The following is a 23,714-nucleotide window of genomic DNA, read 5'->3' as shown; positions in this document are numbered from 1 at the left end:
TCATTCCTTCGGTCCTCTCCCTACGGCGGAAAAGGAGAACCTACCGGCCCGGGGCGCCGGGGAGTGGCCCGGCACCCCTCGTCCGGCGTACCCGTCGTCGGGCGTTACCCGTCGTCCGGCGTACCCGCACAGCGCTTGCGGAGAGGGCACCCGGGCTAACGGGCCACCTCGGCCGCGGTTCTCCGGGAGAGTCCCCGGAGCAGTTCCAGGGCGCGGTCCGCGGCCTCGTACGGCACGAAGAGGTGGTCGTGGTGGAATCCGGCCACCACATTGCAGCTGATCCCGGCCCGCGCGAGTTCCTGGGCGACGGCGGCGGTCAGGCCCACCGCCTCCAGGGCGGAGTTCACCTGGAGGACCAGCCATCCGGCCACGTAGTCGTACCCCAGCCCCGCCGCCTCGGCGTCCTCCTGGCGCACCACGAGGGTGAGGCCCTCCGCTTCGGCCACCATGACGAGGGGGGTGACCCCGGCCGGCACGGCATGGGACACCGTGGTGAACACGAACCGTCCCGGTTTCCACTCCGGCCGCATGTCGGTCAGGAGTCGTCGAAGGTCAGTCTCACCAGGCACGCGGGACACCCTATACAGCGCGGCGGACGGCCGGCGCTCCGCGCGCGACCGGCCCGGATCGTGGTGCCGACCGCGGGACGCGGAGCGCGACGCGGGAACGTCCGGCGGGTACGGGATCTCCTGCGGCGGGGACGGACACGCGGGGTGCGGTCCGGGCCGGCGGGGTGCGGTCCGGGCCGGCGGGGAGCGAGGCCGGGGCGGCGGCACCGCGCGCGCGGCTCGTGCGCGCGGTGCCTCCCGTGGCGGGGTCGGACGGTCACCGGGTCCTGAACCGGCGGAAGAGGTTGCGGGCCACGTACACGCCCGGACCGCCGAAGCCGACGATGTCGACGCGTCCGTCGCCGGTGACGTCGGCCAGGAAGCGGGGGTGGCGGTCGACGCGCCAGGCGCCCGCGTCGTCGCCGTACCCGAATCCGCGGCAGACCAGTTGGGCCTGGTCGAAGCGGCCGTCACCGCGGTTGTGCGCCACCCAGACGCCTTCGTCGCCGAAGCCGACGATGTCCGGGTTGCCGTCGCCGGTGACGTCGGCGAGGAAGCGGAGGTGCTTGCCGCCGGTCCATCCCTGGGCCTGCCCGAAGTCGTTCAGCACGAGTTGCGGGGGCTCGAACGTGCCGTCGCCGCGTCCCCGCGAGACGACGACGCCCTGGGGGCCGAACCCGATGACGTCCAACTCCCCGTCACCGACGGCGCGGACGAGGAACCGGGGGTGCTCCTGGACCGAGGTCCACCCCTGGTCGGTCCCGAAGTCGTCCAGGACGTACAGCGGTTCGGCGAAGGTGCCGTCGCCGTCCTGGAGGGAGATCCACACACCGTCGTCGTGGCAGCCGACGATGTCGGCGCGTCCGTCTCCGGTGGTGTCGACGACGAAGCGGGGGTGCTCGCCGACGCGCCAGCCGCCCGCCTTCTCGTCGTGGCCGAACGCCCGCAGCGCCGGTTCGTCGGGGAGCGGCGCGAACTTCCCCTCCTCGTCCTGGAGCGAGATCCGGACGCCGTCGTCGTGGCAGCCCGCGATGTCGAGTCTGCCGTCTCCGGTGGTGTCCACGAGGAAGCGGGGGTGCTTGTCGGCGTGCCAGCCGCCGGCCTTCTGGTCGTGGCCGAACGCCTTGACGACCGGGTTGCCGCCCCCCGGCGTGAACGCCCCGCCGCCGTCCCGGGAGTTCACGCGGACGCCGTCGGCGCCCAGCGTGACGGCGTCGGGCTTGCCGTCGCCCGTCATGTCGGCGAGGGTCCACAGGTCGGCCGGATGCGGGGCGGGTGAGGGCTGGTGCAGGACGCGCTCGTCCTCGAACGTGCCGTCGCCCCTGCTGGACGCCGTCACCGCGCCCTTCGCCGGTCTGATCCCCACGATGTCCGCCCGCCCCGACCCGGTGGCGTCGATGAGGAACCGGGCTCCCGCTCCGGCCCACCCGCCGGGTCGCCCGTGGAGCGGGCGGCCGGTTGCGGCGGTGCCCGCCCAGCCGCCGGCGTCCTGGTCGCTGCCGAAGCCTTCGAGGACCAGCAGCAGGTCGCTGAAGGAGGGCGCCGCGCCGGGTGCCGGGCGGATCGCGGCAGAGCGGGTCAGGCGCCAGGACCGGCGGCCGTTCCAGTGGCTCAGGTGTGCCCAGCGCAGCGCGGGGTCGCTGGTGCGCTCGGGTGCGGCGGTCTCGAACCGCCAGCGCTGGCTCGCCGCGTTCTCGTCGTACTCCCGCAGGACCACCCGTGCGCCGTCCTCGCCCGGGTCGGCGAGATCGAGAACGGTGTCGCCGGTCACGGTCTCGATGAAGTGGAGGGCCGCTTCGCCGGCGACGGGGACCACGCGCCACTGCTGGCTGCGCCTGCCCGCGGCGGCGTTCGCCTGGCGTACGCCGCGGTCCGCGGCGGCGGGGTTGTCGAGGACCTTGCCGCCGGCGGCGTCGCGGATCACGTACACGGGGTCGTCCTGGGGCTGCCCGCCGGGGGCGGTGGCCGCGGGAGTGAGCTGCCACTGCTCCGGGGGCGGGTCCGCGCCGGGGTGGTCCCGGACGACGAGGGCTCCGCCCGCGGCCGGGGCGGCCTCGGCGGCGAGGACTCTGCCGGTGGCGGCGTTGACGATCCGGAACTTCAGTTCTTCCATGGGCAGGGGCATGTCGGTGCCTCTTCCGGGCGGTGCGGGCTTCGACGGGGAACGGGTGTGGTGCGGCGGTGGCGCGCCGTCACGTGAAGACGTGGTGGTAGGGGACGTCCCACTCGCTGGGCAGCCGCGGATAGAAGGTGTTGATGACGGTTCCGGTGAAGTCCCCGCCCCAGTTGTAGGTGACGCGCGCCTCGGTGTCGGCGGCGACCGCGTGGTCCTTGAACCCGAGGATGGTGTCCGGGTGGGTGATCGGCACGAAGGTGATCCCGCCCCAGGGCGTCACCGTGACGATCCAGAGCTGTGTGTCCTCCGGGGCGCCGTTCTTCCCGCGCCACTTGTCGCCGACCTTGTCGGGCAGGCCGACCTGGACGCCGTCGGCCGTGCTCTTGGGCGCGTCCTGGTGGACGGTGATGCGCCTGCGCTGCGGCTTGGGCACACCGTCGTCGCCGCGGCCGGTCTCGCCCGCCCCCGCGGCGGCGGGTTTCGGTGACACCTGTCCCGCGGCGCTCTCGAGGACGTAGAGCGGTCGCTGCCCGAAGAAGCCGGCCGGGGTGACGTACCAGAGGTGGCCCTTGGCCTCCTTGGTGGCGAGGTCGAGCGCGGTGGCCAGCTTGACGCCCTTGTCGTGGCTCTCCTCCTTGAGCTCGACGGGTCGCAGGTAGCCGCCGTTGAAGGCGTGGACGAGCATGACCGGCCGGTTCTCCACCAGTGCCGCCACGATCGCGTTGTCGTAGCTGTTCACCGCCACCGGGCCGCCGACCACCAGATTGCTCATCGTCGCGCGTTCTTGGGTGTACATCGCCGAAACCTCACCTTCTCTCCGGGGAACCGAATTCGGCGGCCTGACCGAGCGGCCCGTCGCACCGCATTCCCGCCTGTCCGAGCACCCTCGACGGAAATGTGTCCGACACCCTGCGGGCGACCGCGACAAGAAATCTCGAATTCAGCAACTGCCGCTTTCACGCTACCGGCAGGAAAGGGCCGCCGGGAAGTCATCGATCGAGTGAAGGAAGGCGAATCCGAGATCGATTCCCCCACAACAGAAGGAGAGCACCGGACCTCGGTCCCTCGAATGAGCGTGATACGCGGAAAGACCTTCCCCGCCCATTATGGGGCGTGCTAATTTTTACCGCCGAAGACGTGGACATATTTCTGTCCACTGTTCACCCACCTTTTCAGCCGGCGCGGTTCGGCCGGCACCAGTCGAGGACGGGTAGATGCCTTCCACCGCATACAGCCTGGTAGATGCCAGGCGTCAGCCGCTGACGAAGAAGAACCTGCGCGAACTCCACATCGAGCAGTCCTGGCAGTCGATCATGAACCACCCCAACCTGGTCTATGTCGACCCCTCGGGCGTGAAACACAAACCGGTCGGGTTCTCCGTGAACAAGTCGAGTTACGGCACCTTCACCGGAACCGCGTTCCAGCTCGGCTGGCTCGCCTACATGAACCTCGGGGAACCGCTGATCGAGGTGCGGGGCGATATCGGCCAGCCGCCGCCCGACACGTTTTCCACCCGGTCCTACGTCAACCGCAGCCAGGCGGAGATGAATTTCACGGACTCGGTCGACTTCACCGTGTCGAACGGGGTGACGTGGTCGCTGCAAGGCGACGCCAAGCTCACTTTCGGCGGCAGTGTCGGCGCCTCGCTCCAGTTGCAGTTGCAGAATCAGCTCCGCCTGGACCTCCAGTCGCAGCTCCAGGCGTCGTGCCAGAGCGGGACGGCGAACAAGAACGCGAACACGGTGACCAACAAGAACAGCAAGGACAGCGTCGGGGTCGACAACGCCAATACCACCGAGACGTCCGCGAGCAGTTCGGCGACGAGCTCCTCGTCGACCGGGATGACCAACTCGGTGGGCTTCACGACCTCGGGCACCGCCACCGGCAACGCCTCGCTCAACGCCCAGCTGGCCCTGGGCCTCGCGGCCGGCGTCGGGGGTTCGCTGAACACGAGCTGGGCCTCGAAGTCGCAGATCTCCGGCAAGGTGCCGGCGAACTCCCGTGTGCAGACCATCGTGACGCAGCGGCGTACCCGCAAGCAGTACACCTACGAGATCCCGGTGACCTTCTCCGGTCTGATCGCGGTGCAGTACGCCGTGCCGGTGGCGGTGCTGTCTCCCCCGCAGCCCGGCACCTACCCCGGGCTCGACGGCATGGTCGCCCGCGACATCGGTGACATCGACCTGACGCCCGGCGGCTTCCGCATGAAGGGCCTGGCCGAGGTCGTCTCCGCCCTGGACGTCCACCACACCATGCTCGACGTCGAGACCCTGACCGTCAGCCAGCAGACGCCCTACAAGCAGCCGTGACCGCGCGGCACCGCCGCCACGACGACGACCAGAGGTGACGATCATGGTGTTCGACAACGTCTTCGACTCCGCGGCCAGGGGCGCGGGGATCTTCTCCGTGACCACGGACGGCACGAAGCCCCGGCCGGGTGAGGGTGTCGACTTCGAGGACTGCGACGACGACACGTACGACGACACGAGCACGAGCCTCTTCCCCCACGCGATCCACGGCGCCTCCTCCCGCGCGAAGATCGTGCAGGAGACCTCGCCCGAGGCGCGGGCCGTCCTCGGCTTCCTCGGCTCCCTCGTCCAGACCACCCGGACCTCCGCCGACACGCAGTCCCGGTACGCGCAGGACCCCGGCTCGGTCACCACGTCGGCCTCCGCGGGGATGCGGGAGGCGAGCGCGACGGTGAAGGAGCACGGCGACCTCCGGAAGGACGAGGACCTGGAGAGCAGGCCGAAGAAGAGCGACTTCGCCAAGCCGCCCAAGACCCCCGACGCCCCCAAAGCCCCGGACGCCCCGAAGGCGCCCAAGGCGTCCGCGGAGAAGCCGTCCCGCTCCGAATAGGGCGGGTTCGCACGGCAGGGGGCCGGAGCGGTCCGGCCCCCTGCCTGCGCTACACGGGAAGCAACTGCCACTGGCGGCCCCGGTGGTCGCCGTCCGCCCCGTGCTGCCTGATGACCGTACGGGCGTTGGTGTCGACCCGCAGCAGCAGACCACTGCGCCGGTTGGCGATCTCGTACACCCGCGCGGAGCCGTCCTGAGGGCCGACCGGGATGAGCCTCCAGTGCTGGTGGTGCCCGTCGCCGCCCTCGTAGACCCGCTGCGCGACCACCGCCCCCGGCCTCTCCAGCGCGTCGGCGATCTCCAGGACCTTGCCGCTGCGCACGTTCTCGATCCGGTACAGGACCTCTCCGTCGTCCTGGCCCGAGGCGATGAGCCGCCACCGCTGGTGGTCCCTGGACGAGGCGAGCAACTGGTGGATCTCGGCCCCGTCCCTGGCCGACTCCTGGTGGACCCCCATGCGCAGCCTGCTGCGGACGTTGGTCCAGGAGACCACCGCCCCCGACTCGGGCAGCCCGGCCATCCTCGCCGATGTGACCTTCCGGACGCGGTTGTTGACATGGTCGGTGAAGTAGAGGCTGTCGACGCAGTCCACCGCCACCTTGCGCGGGCCGTTCAGCTGGGCCGAGGCTGCCGGGCCGCCGTCGCCGCCGTAGCCCGCGGCACCCGTGCCGGCGACCGTGCTGATCACCCCGTCCGCCGTCATCTTCCGGACCCGGTGGTTGCCGTAGTCGCAGATGTAGAGCGTGCCTGCGCTGTCCAGCGCCACCCCCACCGGGGAGTTCAGCCGGGCCGCGGCCGCGGGGCCGCCGTCGCCGCCGAAGCCCGCGGCACCCGTGCCGGCGACCGTGCTGATCACCCCGTCCGCCGTCACCTTCCGGACCCGGTGGTTCTGCAGGTCGGCGATGCAGAGATCGCCGGCCGCGTTCAGCGCCACTCCGTGCGGCCCGTTGAGCTGGGCGGTGGCCGCCGGACCTCCGTCGCCCCTGAAACCCGCCGCCCCGGTCCCCGCGACCGTGCTGATCACCCCGTCCGCCGTGATCCTCCGGATCCGGTGGTTGTAGTAGTCGGCGACGTGGAGGACGCCGGCGCCGTCCACCGTCACGCCCAGCGGGAGATTCAGCTGGGCGGCGGTGGCGGGACCGCCGTCGCCCCGGAAGCCACCGGCGCCCGTTCCGGCGACCGTGCTGATCTTCCCGTCGGGCGTGACCTTCCGGATCCGGTGGTTGTTGGAATCGGCGATGTACACGGCACCTGCTCCGTCCACCGCCACTTCCCGCGGCCCGTTCAGCTGGGCCGCGACCGCGGGACCGCCGTCGCCCCGGAAGCCCGCCGCCCCGGTCCCCGCGACGGTGGTGATCCTCCCGTCCGTCGTGATCCTCCGGACCCGGTGGCCGCTGAAGTCGGCGACGTACACGGTTCCGGTGCTGTCCACCGCGATCCCGTACGGGCGGTTCAACTGAGCCGATACGGCGCTCCCGTCGTCCCCCGCGGACCCCGCCGCCCCGGTTCCGGCCACCGTCCTGATCGGAGGGGCTGCGTCATCACGACCCGTGTCCGCCCCTTGGGGAGTGCTCATCGTCATCCCTTCACCCGAACCCGAACCACCCGCCACAGCAGGTCTCCTTGCGACTCCAGAGAGTCACAGGGGCGGCAGGATTGGCCAGATCACTCGCGGGTGAATGCCGGTGGAGTGCGCTCTCGCACCCCGAACCGACTCGGCGGTCGGTCGCGGCGGCCACCCCACCTGGGCTTTTCGGGTCTCCTGGGAGCGGCGCCCGGCGCGTGTCGGGTCCCGGCGCGCTCCCGGAGGCCGTACGCGGTCGGGGCGGTCGCCCCGTACGGTCCGGGCCGGCGCTGTGGCGGGGACGGCCTGCCGGAGGCTCGCGGCGTCCGGTGCGGTGCCCCGCGAGACGGAGTGTCACCCGCGCACCGGACGTACCCGGGTGAGGCGACGACGCCGCCCGGGGCCCCTGCTCGCAGGGCTCGGGGGACGTGCCGGGCGCCGCCGGACCCGAACGTCGGCTCCGGGGCGGCGGTCCTCGGTTGCGTACGCGGCGCGGCCGCCCCGGCCTGGAGGTGAGCCGCCCCGAGTTCCCGCGTGCACGACCCCGCGGGTCGATACACCCGGAACGCCGAGGACCGCGCCGCGGACGTGCCGGCGGACCGCGTGGCGCCGCTCCTCCATCAGTCCGCGGTACTCCTCGGTCCGCTGTCGATCGCCGGTGCTTCGGGCGGAGGCGAAGCCGCGGAGCCCGCGCCGGGTCGCTCGCGCTTGATGGCCGCGTCCACTGCGGCACCGATGCGGCGCAGTGCCGCCAGCTCTTGGGGGTCGAGATCATCGATCAGGTACTCGCGGACCGCGGCGACGTGTCCCGGCGCCGCCGCCACGACCACCTCGTAACCGGCCTCGGTCAGCGTCGCGGTGGTGCGCCTTCCGGAACCAGGGATCCGGTTCCGTGCGAGCAGTTCGCGCTTCTCAAGCCTGCCGACGACATGGGACAGCCTCGACAGTGACGCCGCCGTTCGCGCGGCCAGGGCGCTCATCTGCATGGTGCGAGCCGGCTGCTCGGACAGGACCGAGAGCACCATGTATTCGAAGAACGTCAGCTGAGCCTCGCGCTGCATGCGCGCGTCCAACGCGGCAGGCAGGCTGATCATGATCGCGGAGTTGGCCAGCCACGCCGCCAGCTCGTCGCCGTTCAGCCATCGCGTCCCGGTGACCGGGCCAGTGGACTTCCCCGAGCCGGAGCCTTCTTCGGCAAGCGCGGTCGCCTCAGACGCCGGCTCGTTCCGTGGACGCCGGCGACGCCGGCCGTTCGTGTCATCCGCCGTGCTCGCCATGAGGACATCCTAGACCCACTTATTGACGCGTCAAGTTCGAAGAGGTAGAACTTGACGCGTCAAGTTCTCTCCGCTGCCGACCGAGCGCGTAACCGACAGCGGCGCGATGCGCCATCGACGCCGTTACGCGCTCTCCCGCGGCGCCGAGGCACGCCCCGCACGGAAGCGCAGAGCCGGCGGACAGGTTCAGGAAAGGACGACAGATGCAGTCCACGTCGCTCGGCAGGCTCGATGTCTCGCGCATCGGCCTGGGCGCCATGGGGATGTCGGCGTACTACACCGGCGCCGGTCGGGACGAAGCCGAGTCGATCCGCACCATTCATCGCGCCGTCGACCTCGGTGTCACCCATCTGGACACCGCCGAGGTGTACGGGCCCTATGCCAACGAGGAACTGGTGGGCCGCGCGATCAAGGGCCGCCGGGACGCGGTTGTGCTCGCCACCAAGTTCGGCCTCGTCTCCCACACCGGTCGGCCGGGCCCGGACAGCACCCCCGCCAACATCCGCACGGCTGTCGACGGCTCACTGCGGCGGCTCGGAACCGACCACATCGACCTCTACTACCAGCACCGGGTCGACCCCGGCACTCCCGTCGAGGAGACCGTGGGGGCGCTGAGTGAGCTGGTGGAGGCGGGCAAGGTCCTCCACATCGGACTGTCGGAGGCGGCAGCGGCGACCATCCGCCGGGCCCATGCGATCCATCCCGTGGCCGCCGTCCAGAGCGAGTACTCGCTGTGGACACGAGACCCCGAGGCCGAAGTGCTGCCCGCGCTGCGTGAACTCGGCATCGGACTGGTTCCCTATTCACCGCTGGGACACGGCTTTCTCGCCGGTGACATCCGCACCCTGGACGGCCTGGACGCCGCCGACTGGCGTCGTTCCAATCCCCGGTTCACCGGCGACAACCTCACGCGCAACCTGCTCATCGTCGACCAAGTACGCGAAGTCGCAGCCGAAGTCGAGGCCACGCCCGCGCAGGTCGCTCTGGCCTGGCTGCTCGCGCAAGGAGACGGCATCGCGCCCATTCCGGGGACGAGACGCGTCGACCGCCTCGAGGAGAACAGCGCCGCCGACGCCATCCGACTCACCCCGGGCCAGATCACCCGCCTGAACAACCTGACACCGGCGTCCGGCGAACGCCATGCCGAGCCCGACATGGCCGCCATCGACCAGTGAGAAAGCGCGAATTCACCGATCCGCCCCATTCCGTCCGCCGAGTGAGCACTTCGAGCCCAGACATCAAGCGGCGAACCGGGCGAAACAAACCACATCTTGCTGCAACGAAGGAAATGGAACACCACATCATGTCAAGCAGTCTCATCCGCGTCGGAATCATCGGAGCGGACACGAAGGCGAGCTGGGCGGGGGCGTCGCACATACCCGCGTTGGCGGCGCAGCCTGACTTCCACCTGGCCGGTGTGGCGACGCGGCACGAGGAGAGCGCGCGCGCCGCCGCCGCGGCGTTCGGCGCCGAGCGTTGGTTCGCGGACCCCTACGCGCTCATCGGCGACCCCTCGATCGACCTCGTCACCGTCGCGGTGAAGGTCCCGGCTCACCGCGAGCTCGTCCTGGCGGCCCTCGCGGCGAACAAGGCCGTGTATGCGGAGTCGCCGCTGGGCGCCACCGTTGCGCAGACGGAAGAGATGGCCGACGCGGCCGGCTCACTGCACACCGCGATCGGCCTGCAGGGCCGGCTCAACCCCTCGGTACGCCGCGCGGCGGAGATCATCGCCCAGGGGCGGCTCGGGCGGCTGCTCTCGGCGCGAGTCGCCGCGACGACCTTCGGCAACGGCCCGGAGTCGGTGAGCGCGTACGAATACTTCGACAAGGCGGCGTCCGGAGCCGGCTTCCTCACCATCGCCGCGGGCCACGTGTTGGATGTGGTCGAAGCCGTTCTCGGCGACATCACCGAAATCGACGCCCGCACCGAAATCCTCTGGCCCCAGGTGAAGCTGGTGGACACCGGCGCGATGTCCGTCCGCGAGGTCCCGGATCACCTCGACGCCATCGCCAAGACCTCCTCGGGGGCGCCGGTCGGAGTGCAGATCCTGGCGGGCGTGCCCGCCCCCGACGCCCGCTTCCGTCTGGAAGTACGCGGATCGGAGGGCTGGCTGAAGCTGACCGGCGACCACCCCGCAGGCGTTCAGGTCGGCGACCTCACCCTCTCGTCGAGCGTCGACTTCACCGCGCCCGACAGGCCCGTCGCCACCGGCACAGGTCCCACCGCCGCCGACATCTGGACGGGCGCTTCCGTCAACGTCGGCGAGGTCTACGCCAGCCTGGCCCGCGACATCACGAACGGCACCCACCACACCCCGGGATTTCGGCACGCCGTTCACAACAGCCGGCTCGTGGCCCGAGTCGAACAGGCCGCTCGGACCGGCGTCCGGCACTGACGCCACCCCACCGCGCGGCACCGTGCGCCACTGCCGAAGACGCACGGACAGCCGACGGTGACGCTCCACCCCGCCAGGCCCCGGTGTCCGCGACGAAGGTCGCGGACACCGGGAGCCCGTTCGCGCCGGCCTTCGGGGAGCCGGGCCCGTGACGGATACGGCGACCGATCCGCGCGTACGGGCAGCCGGCATAGGTTCGGACCCGCTGTAGTTCCTGAGGCCCACTGCCCCCGATCAGGGAGTCGTTGATGATTTCAGTTCCTCGTCACCATGGCGCTCGCGGCGCTTCACGGCGGGTTCACGACGTATGACCACCTCCGCGCGGGCCGCCGTTCTCGAAACGCGGGACGGGCCTTTCGAGATCCGCGACATCGAGGTCGAAGACCCGCGGCCCGACGAGGTACTTGTTCGCATGGTCGCGGCAGGAATATGCGCGACCGACGCTCACGTGCGGGCGCAGCGAATGGCGACGCCGCTGCCGGTGGTGCTGGGGCACGAGGGAGGCGGAGTCGTCGAACGCGTGGGGGCCGCTGTCACCACGGTCGAGCCCGGTGACCACGTCGTCCTCTCCTACCACTCGTGCGGCCGCTGCAAGCCGTGTATGTCCTCTCACGCGGCCTACTGTGACAACGTCTGGGCAGCCAACTTCGCAGGTGCCCGCCTGGACGGCTCGAACGGTCTCCACGTCGCCCACGGTGCTGAGCCGCACGGTCACTTCTTCGGCCAGTCCTCGTTCTCCACCTACGCCCTGACCCACCGGCGGAACACGATCAAGGTCCCCCGCGATCTGCCCCTCGACGTCATGGCGCCGCTGGGGTGCGGGTTGCAGACGGGCGCGGGGGCCGTGCTCAAGGTTCTCGCTGTTCCGGCGGGGGCGTCCTTCGCGGTCTTCGGCGTGGGCGCGGTGGGCCTGGCGGCGGTCATGGCGGCACATGTCGCAGGTGCTACCACCATCGTCGCTGTCGACGTCGACGCCGGCCGCCTCGAACTGGCCCGCGATCTCGGGGCGACGCATCTCCTCGACCCCGGCCAGGTCGAGGATCTGACCGGCGCGCTGCGGGCCGTCGACGAGCGCGGTCTGGAGTACGTCCTCGACACGAGCGGCCGCGCGGAGAATCTCGACGCCGGGGTCGGCGCCCTGGCGCCGCTGGGCCGATTCGGTTTCGTGGCGTTCCATGAAGGGGCGGGCGCCATGCTCGACGCCGGCCGGCTCACGCTCGGCCAGTCGTTGCAGGGCATCATCCAGGGAGACGCTGTCTCGTCGCTCCTGATCAACGATCTTGCCCAGCTCTATCGAGCGGGCCGGTTTCCCATCGACCGGCTGCTGTCCTTCTACGACTTCGCCGATATCAACACCGCGTTCGAGGATGCGGGATCAGGCCGCGTCACCAAGGCGGTCCTTCGGTTCACGTCACCGGGATAGACCACTCGTTCGACAGATTTCCCAGCTACACAGAGAGGCGTCCCGTCGATGTGCCAGAGCAGTCAGATACCCATCAGCGTCGAAGAAACCCCGAGTTTCTACGGGATCGACCACTATGGATTCCCTCGCGCGGGGGCGGATGACCCGTTGGACCCCGAGGGCTATTACCCCCCGTATTTCCGAAGCGAGCACTTCCGGAAGTACGGCTACCACGTTGAGGAACTGCGCGGCGGCTTCTACTGGGTCACGAGCGCCGGCTACGACGCCGCGTTCGTGGTGACCGAGGAGGGCGTGGTCGCCATCGACGCGCCTCCGACGCTGGGCGAGAACATGCTGGCGGCGATCGAGGACGTCACCGACCAGCCGGTGACCCACGTCGTCTACAGCCACTGGCACGCCGATCACATCGGCGCGGCCTCCGTGTTCGGTCCCGACGTCGAGATCGTCGCCCACCGCATCACCAAGGAACTCCTGGAGCGCTTCCCCGACCCGAAGCGTCCCCTGCCGACGAGGACGTTCGACGACGAACTCGTTCTCGAAGTGGGCGGCGTGAGCCTGCAGCTCTCCTACAAGGGAGAGAACCACTGCCCCGGCAACATCTTCGTCTACGCGCCCCAGCAGAAGGTGCTCACAGCCGTGGACATCGTCAGTCCGGGAAGCGTCACGTTCATGCACTGCGACGCCTCGCAGAACATCTCCGGTTGGTACGAGGCTCAGTCGCAGATCCTCGCATACGACTTCGACTACTTCGTCGGCGGGCACCACATGCATTACGGCACCTACGAGCAGGTGAAGCTGTGCGTGGAGTACTTCGCCGACGTGCTCGAGGGGGCGACTGCGGCGGTCGAGCGGTTCAGCCGCTCGGATGCCCTCGCCGACATCGTGACCGGTACCGGCTGGGACAGGATCTTCGTCGGTACCGAGAACTGGATCAGCTCCATGGCGAACTACACCACCCGCCACGTCCTCGAGAAGGAGACGAGCGACGGCCGGCTCTGGTGGGAGCGGCTGGCAGGTGCCACCACCCAGACCAAGTACCACGCGTACACCGTGCTGGAATCCATCCGCCTCGAACGGCCCCGGCCCGACTACCGCCTGCGGGGCGAGAATCCTCCGGTCTTCCTGACCTGACACCGTCCTGAACGGTACGAGCATCTGCGCGGTGCGGCGGGCTCTGTCGATCCGCCGCACCGCGCACCGCTGTGTGCCGAGAGCCGAAGCCGGCGCTTCCCTGTCCTGCCGGTCACTTGACCGTTCTCTCCCCGGAAGTGCGCCTGCACACCGTTTCCTCGCCGGAAGCCGCGTGGACCGCCGAGCCCGTCGCGCCACACGAGGGCAGGCGTTGCGCCTCGGTAGAGGTGGTGGCGTAGAGCCAGCGGCGAAGGACGAGGGTCACAGTCGGCATCATCAGATACGTCATTGCTGTGCTGAACAGCAGTGCGAGAATCAGCACCCGCGCCGGCAGCGGCCAGGCACTGAGCGCCGGCCCCAGAAGGCCGTTGCCGATCAGGGAGATCGGGAGTACGGCCGCGAAGGCGGCGAGCGCCATCTTCCACCGGGGCGGTGACACCGTGTTCGTGCCTTGTGGAGCAGTGAACAGGGTCTCCATTCCAACAAGTTCGCGACGCGCCACCTCGCTCTGATGATGGCCCTCGCAGTGGTCGAACAGTGCGGCCCGCTCCGGTGATGCCGTCCAGTGCTGCGCGGACTCCTGGTCGCGGAAACGGTGGATCACAACCCACGGCCCGGCGGCGGTGGGAGGCCGGAACAACCCGTCCCCGAGGTGACCGGGAAAGGCGGAGGCGACGCTGGTCACCCGCCCGAACCACTCCCGGAAGTCCTGCTCGTAGCCGGGCTCCACGGCACGCGCGGTGAGCAGGGTGACATCGGTCGGGCCGGTGTTGTCCGTCTCGGTCATCGATTCCCGTTCCGCCGTAGTGATCTGTCAGAGCTGTGGTGCCACCTGCACGAGGTGCTTGGTCTCCTGGAACTCCTCGATTCCGCGGATGCCGTTCAGACGTCCCACTCCTGACTGCTTGAAGCCGCCTTCCTCGAACTGGTCGTGGACCATGGCCCAGGTGTTGGTCCAGACGGTCCCGGCCTGCAGCTCGCGGCCTACGCGCAGGGGGCGGTCGACATCACGGGTCCAGATGCTCGCGGCCAGGCCGAACTCGGTGGCGTTGGCACGGGCCACGGCGTCGGCCTCGGAGTCGAACACCTCGAAGGTGGCGACCGGCCCGAACACTTCGCGCTGCACGATCGGCGAGGACACGTCGGCGACCTCGATCAGGGACGGGCCGAGGAGCGCCCGATCCCGCTTGCCCCGCACGAGGACGGTTGCGTAGTCGGCCGCGGCGGCCACGGTCTGTTCGACCCGTTGGGCGTTGCTTTCGTCGATCATGGCGCCCATCTCGCTGGCGGGGTCGTCACCGGGCCCGACCCGGACCGTTTCGAGGGCGGCGACGAGCCGCCGCCGGAGTTCGTCGGCGACGCCGCGCTGGACCAGTATCCGACTGCCCGTCATGCAGAACTGGCCTGCGAACATGGTGACGGCCTTGGCGAGCACGGGCACGGCCGCGTGCAGGTCGGCGTCGTCGAAGACGAGCATGGGGGTCTTTCCGCCCAGCTCCATGGACAGCGTTTTCAGCGTCGGGGCGGCCTGTTCCATGATCACGCGGCCGACCGCGGTGGAGCCGGTGTAGCTGACCACGTTGACATCCGGTGAGGAGACGAGCTCCGGAGCCCCGGCGTTGCCGCTCTCGGTGAAGACGTTGAACACGCCCGGACACAGGCTCGGCGTGTCGGCGATGATCTCGCTCAGCACTCCGTTGACCAGAGCGGTCTGCGCCGGCATCTTCATGACCACGGTGCAGCCGGCGGCCAGGGCGGGTGCGAAGGATCGCCCCGAGAGGACGACCGGTGAGTTCCACGGCACGATCACCGCGGCGACGCCCGCGGCTTCGCGCAGGGTCATCGAGTACATGCCGGGCCGCACTTCCCCGGCTCTGCCGTGGTCGGTGAGGGAAAGCGCCGCGTGGTAGCGGAGCTTGGGGACGGTGCCTTCGACTTCGAGGGCCGCCTCGGCAAGCAGCTTCCCGTTCTCCCGCGCCAGGAGGGTGATCAGTTCGTCCTTGCGGTGTTCGAGCCGGTCGGCCAGTTCGTGCAGCGCCGCCGCACGAAGGTGGCGATCGCGGGACCAGGCGGTGGAGTCGAAGGCCCTTCGGGCCGCGGCCACGGCGGACCTCGCCTCCGGCGCACCGCCGTCGGCGAAGGTGCCGAGCAGGCCGTCGGTCGCGGGGCTGCGTGACTCGCCGCGGGAGCCGGAGTCCTGCCACTGCCCGTCGATGTAGTGACGCGCGTGGGGCAGGGTTTCGGATGTGGGCATGCGGTGACCTCTCGTCATGCGTCGGCCCGCGTTTCGCCGCGGGTCCGCGGGACAACGTCAGCGACGCTACGCATCAGGACCTGTGAGCGAATCGGGCGGGCAATCCGTCGTTTCGCCGGAGGCATCGCGTGGCCGCCCCGTCGCGGCCTCCCTGCGCTCACAGCGGCTCGGGAGCGGCTGTGATGCAGCTCAGCTCGGTTCGCGTGTTGATGCCGAGCTTGGCGAACACGTTCCCGAGGTGATGGCCCACGGTGCGGTGGCTGATCCGCAGCTGTACGCCGATCTCGCGATTCGTCAGCTGTTCGGCGGCCAGCTGGGCGACTCGCTGTTCCTGGGGGGTGAGCCGGCTCACCGCTCGGGTGTCCGAGCTCCCGCGGCGGCGCGGTGGTCCGGTGAGGTCCTGCTCGCGCTGCGCGCGGTGGTGCAGCGGCTGGGCCCCGAGCCGGTCGAACGCCGCCGAGGCGGCGCCGATCTGGACACGCGCGTCGATCCGCCGGCGGCCCCGCCGCAACCACTCGCCGTAGGACAACTGAGCGCGCGCGTAGAGCAGCGGTTGGAGACGGGCACCCGGCACGTCGAGTGCGGCCCGGAAGGCACTCTCGGCTCGGGCGCCTGCGAGGAGCCCGCGCGTGACGTGCGCGGCACAGCGGGCCCACGGCGCTCCCGTGCGTCGCGCCCAGGCGTCGAGCACCCGTGCCCGTCCGTCCGCGAGGTCGCTTCTTCCGACGCGCACGGCCGCCTCGGCTGTGTCGAGAGCGGCCAGGAGCGCGAAGGTCGGGTGCTCCGCGCCATGGCCCGGCTCGGTCAGGCGCACCAGGCTGTCCAGCGCTTCCTCGGGACGCTCGTGAAACAGCGCGGCCATACCGCGGTTCCAGTACGCGGCCGCGCTCAGCGCGCGGACGCCCTGCGGGAGTGACGTCTCCAGAGTCCTGGCGGTGGCCTCCGCGACGGCGCGCTCGTCACCACGCGCGGCGGCGAGCCAGCCCAGGCTGGTGCGGCAGTGGGAGGCGATGTGGTCGGCACGAAGGTCCTGGGCGAGCCGCAGTCCCTCCGCGGCCGAGGACTCCGACTGCGGCCAGCGGCCGGCAGCGTTGTCGAGCATCGCGGTCTGGGCCAGGGCGATGGCGAGCCGTGCGCGCTCGCTGCGCCGCCGCAGGTGCGGTATCCGGCGGCGCAGCGCATCCCCTGTCGGCTTGTCGATCCCCCAGGCCAGGGCGAGGGGTGTCGGTGGCAGCAACGGCAGGATGGCCGTACGGGCCCGCGCGGCGGCATCGTCCGCGACGGGGGTGTCTGCCGGCGCCGCGTCGGCGGCCACGTCGTCGCTCCACCAGGCCAGCGTGCCGGGTAATCCGGTCCGGCCCTCGACGTCGCCTTCGAGTAACAGCTCCAGCGCCGTGTCCCGCAGGTCGCCGCGTCCGACGGACCAGGCGGCGCGCATGGCCAGCGTGCCCAGTTCCAGCGCGGTTTCCGGTTCCGAGACGCGTTTCATGTCGGTGATCAGGAAGTGGTGCGCCGTTTCGGGCATGCCTCGGGTGAACTCCATGATCCCCCGCAGACCCCGGCTCCGCCGGGCGACGTGCGCACCGGGGGCCAGCCGTTCCGCGTCGTCGAGCAGGCGCTCCGCCGTGGCCGCCCACCCGGCGTCCCAGGAAGCCCTGGCCGCCTCGGCAAGGCGTTGTGAAGCGTCGATCGGTGCGGCCGACAGTTCGGCGGCCCGCCACCACGCCCGTGCCGCCGTCTTCGTGGCCCCGCGGAGACGGGAGCGGGCCGCGGTCCGTTCGAGGAGCCTCGCGACGTTCTCGTCGCGGTCATGGGTCATGGCGGCGAGATGCCATGCGCGCTCCTCCGCCTCGTCCGGCATCGTGGCGGCCAAGGCGCGGTGAGCCCGGCGCCTCGTCGCGGCACTGGAGCCCTCGTAGACGGCTCTGCTCACGACGGGGTGCCGGAAACCGACGCGGTTGCCCGCCACGTGGAGCAGGCCCGCGTTGGTCACTTCTTCCCAGGCAGCGTCGCCGGCACCCGACGCACGGCCGGCACGCTGCACCGTGAGCCGGTCGCCGTGTTCCTCGGCCGCGGCGAGCACCGTCAGCAACTGCGCCGGGGGGCTCAGTGCCTCGATCCCGGCACGGAAGGCCTGCCGCATGCGCGGCCCGACGGGCGGTCGTCCTCGCTTGCGGCGATGCTCGGCGTCGTCGAGGTCACCTGCGAGCGCGGCCAGTTCGTGCAGTGCCAAGGGGTTGCCCCCGGCCTCCCGGACCATGTTCCGCGTCGTCGCCCCGTCGGTGAGCGGCGCCGCGGTCGCCAGGAGCTGCCGCGCGCTCTCGTCGCTCAGGCCGTCGACCCGTACGTCGGCCACGCCTTCCCAGGGCCGGGCGGCCGGATCGCTCTGATCGGCAAGCACGACCACGACGGGATGCGCCCCTACGCGTCGGGCAACGAACCCCAGGCACAGCGCGGTGGCCCCGTCGAGCCACTGCCCGTCGTCCACCACGACGAGAACGGGCTGTTGCTCGGCGAGCCCGCCCAGCAGCGACAGCACAGCGGCCCCGACCACCAGGCGGTCCGTCGGCTCACCGCTCAGCCCGAGCGCGGCACGCACGGCGGCAGCCTGGGCCGTCGCCGGCAACGCGACACGATCGGCCAGCGGCCACAGCAGCCCGTGCAGCCCCGCGAAAGCCAGGTCCGACTCGGGCCGGGTGGCCGAGTGGCTCAGCCGGACGAAGTCCGCGGCCCGGCTCTGCACGTAGCGAAGCAGAGCAGACTTGCCGATACCCGGCTCGCCCCACAACGCGAGCGCGCCACCCCTCCCGACGCGGGCCTGCGCGAGAAGCCCGTCGAGGACCGCAGTCTCCTCGCGGCGTCCGAACAACTCCGCCCGCGCTGCCGCCGCCGCGGCTCCGTCGCCGTGCCCGCCATGCGCCAACAGCGTCACGTCACGCGTTCGGACCGGACGAGTTCGCGGGCGCGCGGCGCGACCTCGTGACCGAAGAGGTCCAGGTCGGCGGGCTCGTCCGAGGCAAGGATGAACCCGGATACGCCGTACTGCAGGGTGAGGTCGGCGATCTGTTCGGCCCAGTCGCCGGGAGTCCCCTGGAACAGCCCGCCGCCGGTGCCGGAGGTGAATCGGCCGCTCAGGTTGAGCAGGCGGGTGACCGCTGCGGGTTCGCGGCCGGCGGCGGAGGCGGCCTCGTCGATCTGCTCGTTCATCGCGCGCAGCGATGCGGGGCCCTCGGGCAGGAACCCCAGGGAGGGCAGCCAACCGTCGGCGATCTTGCCCGTCAGCCGGAGCATGCGCGGCTTGTAGGCACCGATGCGGATCGGGATTCGATGGGCGGGCGCCGGCCCGCGCTTCGCGCCGTTCACGCTGTAGAACTCCCCCGTGACACGGAGGGGACCGGTCTCGTCGGTGGCCCACAACCCCCGGATCACGTCCACGGCCTCCTCCACCGCCCGCACGGCCTGGGCCGGTTCGAGCCGGCGGCCTCCCATGGCGACGATGCCGTCCCAGAACGCGCCCGCGCCGATACCCAGTTCGACTCGCCCGCCGGTCAGCCGGTCCAGGCTCGCGGCGGCGCGGGCCAGCACGGCCGGGGGCCGCAGTGGAAGACTCAGCACGTTGCCGCTGATCCGGATCCGTTCGGTGCGTGCCGCGACGTACGCCATCAGGGTCCAGGTGTCCTGGAACGCCGACTGGTAGGGGTGGTCCTGGAAGCTGACCAGGTCGAGGCCGGCCCTCTCGGACGTCAGGGCCAGTTCGACCGGCGCCTGGGGCGGGCGGGCGGTGGGGGTGATGAAACTGCCGAACCACAGTTCGTGGCCGTAGTCGCTCATGGGGTGCTTCCTCCGGGGTGGTTCGCGGCGGGCGTGGGAGCGAAATTGTCGCCGAACACGCCTTCCGGGTCGTAGACGCTCTTCAGCTCACGCAGACGTGAGAGGGTCCGTGGGGGCCATGCCTCGGCGATCCGCTCGGGCCGGAGGCTGGACTCGAAGCTGATGCAGAGGCCCTTGTGGAAGGGGCTCAGCCGGGCCCAGGCCCGGTCGACCATCTCGTCGGCACCGCCCATCACCACGAGCGAGAAGTTCGCGTCGCGGTGGGCGCAGGCGGTGGCGTCCGAGGGGACATCGGCGACTGCGCCGCCGACCGAGCGGAGCTGGAACCATCCGGTCGCGCCGCTGCGGATCACGCGAGCGGCCGTATCCGGACCGCAGCCGGGCGTAGGCCGGATCACCGGGCTCCACGACCTCGGCCATCCCCGGCGGAGCGCCCTCGTAGTCGATCCCCGGCGGAGCGCCCTCGTAGTCGATCCCCGGCCGGCGCCCGGCGAGCACGGCGGACCGCCGGACCCGCGCGCCCGGCCATCCGGGAGTGAGCACCGCGCCACGGCCGCCCGCAGGGCCGGTGCGACCTCGTTCGCGAAGCCCGCCGCGACGTCTCGCTCCTCGGTGTCGCGGGAGCTCCGGCAAGTCCAGTCCCCACCGCTCGGCCAGGCCCGCCGCTTCGACCAGCCGGCCGGGCCCGCAGTCGGCGCCGGCGGGCAGGTGCAGCCCGAACCTCAGCGCGTGCCCGTGGTTCACAGCGTGTGGTGACAGACCGAGTGTGCGTTCATGGACCAAGGCTGCACGGCGATGATCACAGGCGGCAAACGGGACATGACCAGGTCATCAAAAGTGACACGCTCCGGTATCGTGACCGCATGACCGGTCTTCGACAGCCCGATGAGGTCTCCGCCACCGCGGGCCAGAGCAGCCCGGAAGCGGGCTACGAACACATCGACGACGACGTGTGCCGCAGTTTTCAACGCTCGGTCGAGATCGTGGGCAAGAAGTGGAGCGCCGCGGTGCTCCTGGCGGCAATGCGGGGCGCGCGCCGATTCGTCGACTACCGAGCGCGGATCCCCGGAATCTCGAACCAGCTTCTGTCCCAGCGTCTGCGTGAGCTTGAGGGGCACCGGCTCATCGAGCGCCTCGTGGTACCGACGACGCCGGTCCAGATCACGTACCGGCCCACCGAACAGGGCGCCGGCCTGATGCGTGTTCTGCATCCGCTGATCGAATGGAGTGCCGAGAACGAGGACAGGGACGCCTGACGAACCGGTCGCGCACCGCCCACGCACCCGATCCGTCGCGTACGGGGACCGGTGACCGCGCGGGCGGCCGCTCGCGGCTCGGCTTCCACGGTGCGGACAGGAACGGGTTACGGAACCAGGACGATCTTTCCCGTGGTGTGGCCGGCCATGATCTTGCGGTGGGCGGCGGCGGCCTCGCGCAGCGGGTAGCTGTCCGCGATCACGATGCGCAGGCGGCCGGCTGCTGCGGCTTCCGTCAGCTGCAGGCCGGCGGCTTCCCGGATCTCGGTGCCGGGATCCGCGCCCGGCGCACCGCCCAGGAGCTTGATTCCCGCGCGCGCCCCGCGCTCGTGGCCCGCGATGGTGGCGATACGCGAGCGGTCCTGCACGAGCTCCACGGAGACGTCCACCGCCTCCTGGGTGCCCACGAGATCGGCGGCCGCGTGCACGCCCTCCGGTGCCACCGCGCGCACCCTGTCCGCCAGTCCCGGCCCGTAGACGACCGGGATCGCTCCCAGCTCTTGCAGGAGGCCGTGCTTGGCCCGGCTCGCCGTGGCCACCACCGTCGCGCCGCGTGCCACCGCGAGCTGCACGGCCACGAGACCGACGCCTCCCGCGGCACCGTGGATCAGCACCGTCTCGCCCTTGCCCAAGCCGATCGCTTCAAGCGTGTGTACGGCGGTGACCCCGGCGGCCAGCAGCCCGCCGGCCTGCTCCCAGGACAGGGCGACGGGCTTCGGCACCACGGACGCGGCGGGCACGACGATTTCGGCGGCGTAGGCGCCCGGTGCGGAGTGGGTGATCACTTCGTCACCCACCGCGATCGGACCCGCGGGGCCGATCGCTTCGGCACCGACGGCTGTCACCACACCCGCAGCCTCGACACCGAGCCGCACCGGCAGTCCCTCCGGGTCGGCACCGAAGGCACCGCTGTACGACTTGTAGTCGAAGGGATTGACGCCGGCCGCGCGGACCGTGATCCGTACCTCGTTCGGCTTCGGCTCCGGGACGGCGACATCGATGACGGACAGGACGTCGGGGCCGCCATATGCGCCCGCCACTACCGCAGTTGTTTCGCTCATACGAGAAGACAACAGGTGCGCGAGGTGCCCCATTCCCTCGGCCCGACGGGACCGGTCACCCGGGCCGGGCACGGTCGCGCCGCTCAAGGCCGGGCGCCTCCGCCCCGTGCGGGGACTCGTCCGCGGGATGCACGGCAGGAGCGGTCGACGCGGTCGCGCTCCACCAGTCGCGGCCCGAGAGCGCCACCTCCACCCGGACACCCACCACACCACGGCCGCCGGTACGGCGCTCTCCGCGCACCTCAGTGTGCTGCGCGCCCTTCGCGCCCTTCGCGCAACGACTGTCGTGTCACCCGCCGACACCGGTCAAGGCAGGCTGGTCCCCACCTGGTCCCCAAAACGATCAAGGGCCGGTTTCGGATTTCTCCGAAACCGGCCCTGATCTGCGACTGTCTCCAGTCGGGACGACAGGATTTGAACCTGCGACCCCTTGACCCCCAGTCAAGTGCGCTACCAAGCTGCGCCACGTCCCGATGCCCGTCTGACCTGGGGTTTCCCCGGGCCGAACGCGCACGCAAACAATACCGCACTCAGGTCGGTGATCGCGCACCCGTTTTCGGCACGGCCGGGTCACCGCCGCCCCCGCGACGCCCGCCCGTCACCTCCGTCCCGTGGCGGTGCTCCCGGTCCCGCCCTCGTCCGCCGGGCACGGCCCGTCGGCCGGTCCGCCGGGCACCGTCGCGCGCGTGTCCGGCGCCGGGCCCGGTGCCGCCCGTACGAGGTCGCGGACCGCGCGGGTCATCAGCAGCGCGCCCGCGACGAGCACGCTCGCGCCGCCCGCCACGAGCAGCACGGGCCCCGCGCCCACCGCCCCGGCCGCCGGGCCCGCCAGCGCCCGGCCGACCGGCATCATCGCCAGGGAGCCTGCCACGTCGTAGGCGTGGATGCGGTTGAGGGCGTCGGCCGGGACCTGCGTCTGGACGCTGGTCGCCCACATCACGCTCCAGAAGGCCGTCCCCGCCCCGGCGACGGCCGCACCGGCCGCCATGGCGCCCACGGGCGCTCCGGCGCCGACGCTCACGGGGAACCCGGCGAAGGCGAACAGGCCGATGGCGCCCGCGCGAAGCAGGTGGCGGGGCCGCAGCCGCAGGGCGAGCAGCCCGCCGACGACGGTGCCCGCTCCGAGGGCGGAGTTGACCAGGCCGTAGGCACGGGGGCCGTGTCGCTGGATGACCTCCGTCGCCACGAGCGGAACGGCCGGCCCCCATACGGCGATCATGTAGACGCACCAGATGGCGATGACGCGCCACAGCCACGGGCGGGACCTGAACTCGCGCCGGCCTTCGACGAGATCGGCCCGGAAGGCGCGGGCGCCGCGCCCCGCGCCGTGCCGCTCGCGGGGCGGCGCGGGCGGCAGCCGCAGCAGCATCAGGCACAGGCCGCTGACCGCGTAGGTGGCCGCGTGGGCCGCGAACACCGCGCCGGGCGAGGCGAACGCGACGAGCAGTCCGGCCAGCGCGGGGCCGGCGAGCTGCGCCACGGCCTCGGCGATCCGGATCGCGCCGTTGGCGCCCTGGACGTCGGCGGCGAGGCGGGGCACCGTGCCGGCGACGCCGGGCTGGAAGACGGCGCCCGCCGCGCCATTGACGAAGCCGATCGCGCAGATCTGCCACAGCACGACGTGTCCGGAGAAGAACAGCGCCGCGGCCAGCGACTGGGTGCACAGCCGGACCAGGTCGGCGCCGATCATCAGCCGCCGGGTGTCGAAACGGTCCGCGACGACGCCGCCGAAGACGACGAGCCCGGCGAAGGCGGCGGAGGTGGCGGCCAGAGCGAGGCCGACCGCGTCCGCGCCGTACCCGCGCTGGAGCAGGCCGGCGGCGAGAGCCACCGGCAGCATGGTGTCGCCGAGTTGGGCGACGGCGCGGGCCGCGAAGAAGAGGGCGAAGCCGCGCGACCAGACGGGGCCGGCCGCGGACCGCCCGCCGGTGGCCCGCCCCTGGGCGGCCGCCGCCCCGGGGCAGCTGCAGCGGCGTCGGGGCGCGCCCCGTCACCCGGT

Annotated in this window: 18 protein-coding genes, 1 tRNA gene and 1 pseudogene; 7 read left to right on the top strand and 13 right to left on the bottom strand. The window is 71.4% G+C overall.

The features are described 5' to 3' along the window. Nucleotides 1-155 precede the first annotated feature (155 nt). The 3 genes from SZN_RS18775 to SZN_RS18765 all read right to left on the bottom strand — a co-directional run bounded on the left by SZN_RS18775 (nt 156) and on the right by SZN_RS18765 (nt 3,460). Nucleotides 156-569, bottom strand: a complete 414-nt coding sequence (locus tag SZN_RS18775) for an ACT domain-containing protein (RefSeq protein WP_043731640.1) — start codon at nt 567-569, stop codon at nt 156-158. Nucleotides 570-825: 256 nt separating this feature from the next. Next, nucleotides 826-2,673 carry an FG-GAP-like repeat-containing protein gene (locus SZN_RS18770; protein WP_007497346.1) on the bottom strand — a complete coding sequence of 616 codons (1,848 nt, stop codon included), beginning with the start codon at nt 2,671-2,673 and terminating at the stop codon, nt 826-828. Between the two features lie 67 nt (nt 2,674-2,740). Next, complete coding sequence (locus SZN_RS18765) at nt 2,741-3,460, bottom strand: hypothetical protein (RefSeq protein WP_007497344.1); 720 nt, start codon at nt 3,458-3,460, stop codon at nt 2,741-2,743. A gap of 418 nt (nt 3,461-3,878) precedes the next feature. On the opposite strand from SZN_RS18765, the gene SZN_RS18760 reads away from it, so the two are divergent. Together SZN_RS18760 and SZN_RS18755 are read left to right on the top strand one after the other, a co-directional pair. After that, nucleotides 3,879-4,973, top strand: a complete 1,095-nt coding sequence (locus SZN_RS18760; RefSeq protein WP_007497343.1) for a hypothetical protein — start codon at nt 3,879-3,881, stop codon at nt 4,971-4,973. Nucleotides 4,974-5,016: 43 nt separating this feature from the next. Continuing rightward, the gene (locus SZN_RS18755; RefSeq protein ID WP_007497341.1) at nt 5,017-5,523 is read left to right on the top strand and encodes a hypothetical protein; all 507 of its coding nucleotides are present in this window, start codon (nt 5,017-5,019) and stop codon (nt 5,521-5,523) included. A 49-nt stretch (nt 5,524-5,572) separates the two neighbouring features. Here the strand turns inward: SZN_RS18755 and SZN_RS18750 are convergent, their stop codons facing one another. Next, the gene (locus tag SZN_RS18750) at nt 5,573-7,099 is read right to left on the bottom strand and encodes an NHL domain-containing protein (protein WP_043731656.1); all 1,527 of its coding nucleotides are present in this window, start codon (nt 7,097-7,099) and stop codon (nt 5,573-5,575) included. 608 nt (nt 7,100-7,707) lie between these two features. Beyond that, the gene (locus SZN_RS18745; RefSeq protein ID WP_007497337.1) at nt 7,708-8,364 is read right to left on the bottom strand and encodes a MarR family winged helix-turn-helix transcriptional regulator; all 657 of its coding nucleotides are present in this window, start codon (nt 8,362-8,364) and stop codon (nt 7,708-7,710) included. Between the two features lie 203 nt (nt 8,365-8,567). Between SZN_RS18745 and SZN_RS18740 the strand changes: the two genes are divergently transcribed. The 4 genes from SZN_RS18740 (at nt 8,568) to SZN_RS18725 (ending at nt 13,313) form a co-directional block, all read left to right on the top strand. Beyond that, nucleotides 8,568-9,539: an aldo/keto reductase gene (locus tag SZN_RS18740; protein WP_007497335.1), complete on the top strand. Its 972-nt coding sequence runs from the start codon at nt 8,568-8,570 to the stop codon at nt 9,537-9,539. Continuing rightward, the gene (locus tag SZN_RS18735) at nt 9,536-10,759 is read left to right on the top strand and encodes a Gfo/Idh/MocA family protein (RefSeq protein WP_244313387.1); all 1,224 of its coding nucleotides are present in this window, start codon (nt 9,536-9,538) and stop codon (nt 10,757-10,759) included. The genes SZN_RS18740 and SZN_RS18735 overlap by 4 nt, the downstream gene beginning before the upstream one ends. Before the next feature lie 307 nt (nt 10,760-11,066). After that, nucleotides 11,067-12,182, top strand: coding sequence for an NAD(P)-dependent alcohol dehydrogenase (locus SZN_RS18730; protein ID WP_007497331.1), 1,116 nt, complete (start codon nt 11,067-11,069; stop codon nt 12,180-12,182). Between the two features lie 48 nt (nt 12,183-12,230). Beyond that, nucleotides 12,231-13,313 (top strand): MBL fold metallo-hydrolase, encoded by a 1,083-nt coding sequence (locus SZN_RS18725; RefSeq protein ID WP_086021410.1) that lies wholly within the window; start codon nt 12,231-12,233, stop codon nt 13,311-13,313. 112 nt (nt 13,314-13,425) lie between these two features. On the opposite strand, the gene SZN_RS18720 is transcribed toward SZN_RS18725, so the two are convergent. From SZN_RS18720 to SZN_RS40940, 5 genes are all read right to left on the bottom strand, one after another. After that, nucleotides 13,426-14,100 carry an antibiotic biosynthesis monooxygenase gene (locus tag SZN_RS18720; protein ID WP_007497327.1) on the bottom strand — a complete coding sequence of 225 codons (675 nt, stop codon included), beginning with the start codon at nt 14,098-14,100 and terminating at the stop codon, nt 13,426-13,428. 27 nt (nt 14,101-14,127) lie between these two features. Next, nucleotides 14,128-15,567: an aldehyde dehydrogenase family protein gene (locus tag SZN_RS18715; protein WP_007497325.1), complete on the bottom strand. Its 1,440-nt coding sequence runs from the start codon at nt 15,565-15,567 to the stop codon at nt 14,128-14,130. Between the two features lie 157 nt (nt 15,568-15,724). Continuing rightward, nucleotides 15,725-18,499, bottom strand: coding sequence for an AAA family ATPase (locus tag SZN_RS18710; protein WP_050815087.1), 2,775 nt, complete (start codon nt 18,497-18,499; stop codon nt 15,725-15,727). Then, complete coding sequence (locus SZN_RS18705; protein WP_007497321.1) at nt 18,496-19,398, bottom strand: LLM class flavin-dependent oxidoreductase; 903 nt, start codon at nt 19,396-19,398, stop codon at nt 18,496-18,498. Before SZN_RS18705 ends, SZN_RS18710 begins: the two co-directional genes overlap by 4 nt. Then, nucleotides 19,395-19,751 (bottom strand): hypothetical protein, encoded by a 357-nt coding sequence (locus SZN_RS40940; protein WP_007497319.1) that lies wholly within the window; start codon nt 19,749-19,751, stop codon nt 19,395-19,397. Before SZN_RS40940 ends, SZN_RS18705 begins: the two co-directional genes overlap by 4 nt. A gap of 510 nt (nt 19,752-20,261) precedes the next feature. On the opposite strand from SZN_RS40940, the gene SZN_RS18695 reads away from it, so the two are divergent. Then, nucleotides 20,262-20,654, top strand: coding sequence for a winged helix-turn-helix transcriptional regulator (locus tag SZN_RS18695; protein ID WP_007497317.1), 393 nt, complete (start codon nt 20,262-20,264; stop codon nt 20,652-20,654). Nucleotides 20,655-20,761: 107 nt separating this feature from the next. On the opposite strand, the gene SZN_RS18690 is transcribed toward SZN_RS18695, so the two are convergent. The 3 genes and pseudogenes from SZN_RS18690 to SZN_RS18680 form a co-directional block, all read right to left on the bottom strand. Next, a complete protein-coding gene (locus SZN_RS18690) occupies nt 20,762-21,694 on the bottom strand; it encodes a quinone oxidoreductase family protein (protein ID WP_007497315.1) in 933 nt (310 codons plus the stop codon). A 420-nt stretch (nt 21,695-22,114) separates the two neighbouring features. Beyond that, a tRNA-Pro gene (locus SZN_RS18685) sits at nt 22,115-22,188 on the bottom strand. Nucleotides 22,189-22,313: 125 nt separating this feature from the next. Further along, nucleotides 22,314-23,633: pseudogene (locus SZN_RS18680) on the bottom strand (MFS transporter); the annotation flags it as partial. Between the last annotated feature and the right edge of the window lie 81 nt (nt 23,634-23,714).

This window comes from Streptomyces zinciresistens K42, from assembly GCF_000225525.1.
Taxonomy (GTDB): domain Bacteria; phylum Actinomycetota; class Actinomycetes; order Streptomycetales; family Streptomycetaceae; genus Streptomyces; species Streptomyces zinciresistens.
The sequence above is the reverse complement of the archived record's forward strand: the minus strand, read 5'-3'. Positions and strand labels throughout refer to the sequence as shown.

What these genes read in the sequence shown, in the direction of transcription:
- SZN_RS18770 (WP_007497346.1), bottom strand. Translation starts at nt 2,673, where the DNA reads ATGCCCCTGCCCATGGAAGAACTGAAGTTCCGGATCGTCAACGCCGCC.
- SZN_RS18765 (WP_007497344.1), bottom strand. Translation starts at nt 3,460, where the DNA reads ATGTACACCCAAGAACGCGCGACGATGAGCAATCTGGTGGTCGGCGGC.
- SZN_RS18760 (WP_007497343.1), top strand. Translation starts at nt 3,879, where the DNA reads ATGCCTTCCACCGCATACAGCCTGGTAGATGCCAGGCGTCAGCCGCTG.
- SZN_RS18755 (WP_007497341.1), top strand. Translation starts at nt 5,017, where the DNA reads ATGGTGTTCGACAACGTCTTCGACTCCGCGGCCAGGGGCGCGGGGATC.
- SZN_RS18750 (WP_043731656.1), bottom strand. Translation starts at nt 7,099, where the DNA reads ATGAGCACTCCCCAAGGGGCGGACACGGGTCGTGATGACGCAGCCCCT.
- SZN_RS18745 (WP_007497337.1), bottom strand. Translation starts at nt 8,364, where the DNA reads ATGGCGAGCACGGCGGATGACACGAACGGCCGGCGTCGCCGGCGTCCA.
- SZN_RS18740 (WP_007497335.1), top strand. Translation starts at nt 8,568, where the DNA reads ATGCAGTCCACGTCGCTCGGCAGGCTCGATGTCTCGCGCATCGGCCTG.
- SZN_RS18730 (WP_007497331.1), top strand. Translation starts at nt 11,067, where the DNA reads ATGACCACCTCCGCGCGGGCCGCCGTTCTCGAAACGCGGGACGGGCCT.
- SZN_RS18725 (WP_086021410.1), top strand. Translation starts at nt 12,231, where the DNA reads ATGTGCCAGAGCAGTCAGATACCCATCAGCGTCGAAGAAACCCCGAGT.
- SZN_RS18720 (WP_007497327.1), bottom strand. Translation starts at nt 14,100, where the DNA reads ATGACCGAGACGGACAACACCGGCCCGACCGATGTCACCCTGCTCACC.
- SZN_RS18715 (WP_007497325.1), bottom strand. Translation starts at nt 15,567, where the DNA reads ATGCCCACATCCGAAACCCTGCCCCACGCGCGTCACTACATCGACGGG.
- SZN_RS18705 (WP_007497321.1), bottom strand. Translation starts at nt 19,398, where the DNA reads ATGAGCGACTACGGCCACGAACTGTGGTTCGGCAGTTTCATCACCCCC.
- SZN_RS18695 (WP_007497317.1), top strand. Translation starts at nt 20,262, where the DNA reads ATGACCGGTCTTCGACAGCCCGATGAGGTCTCCGCCACCGCGGGCCAG.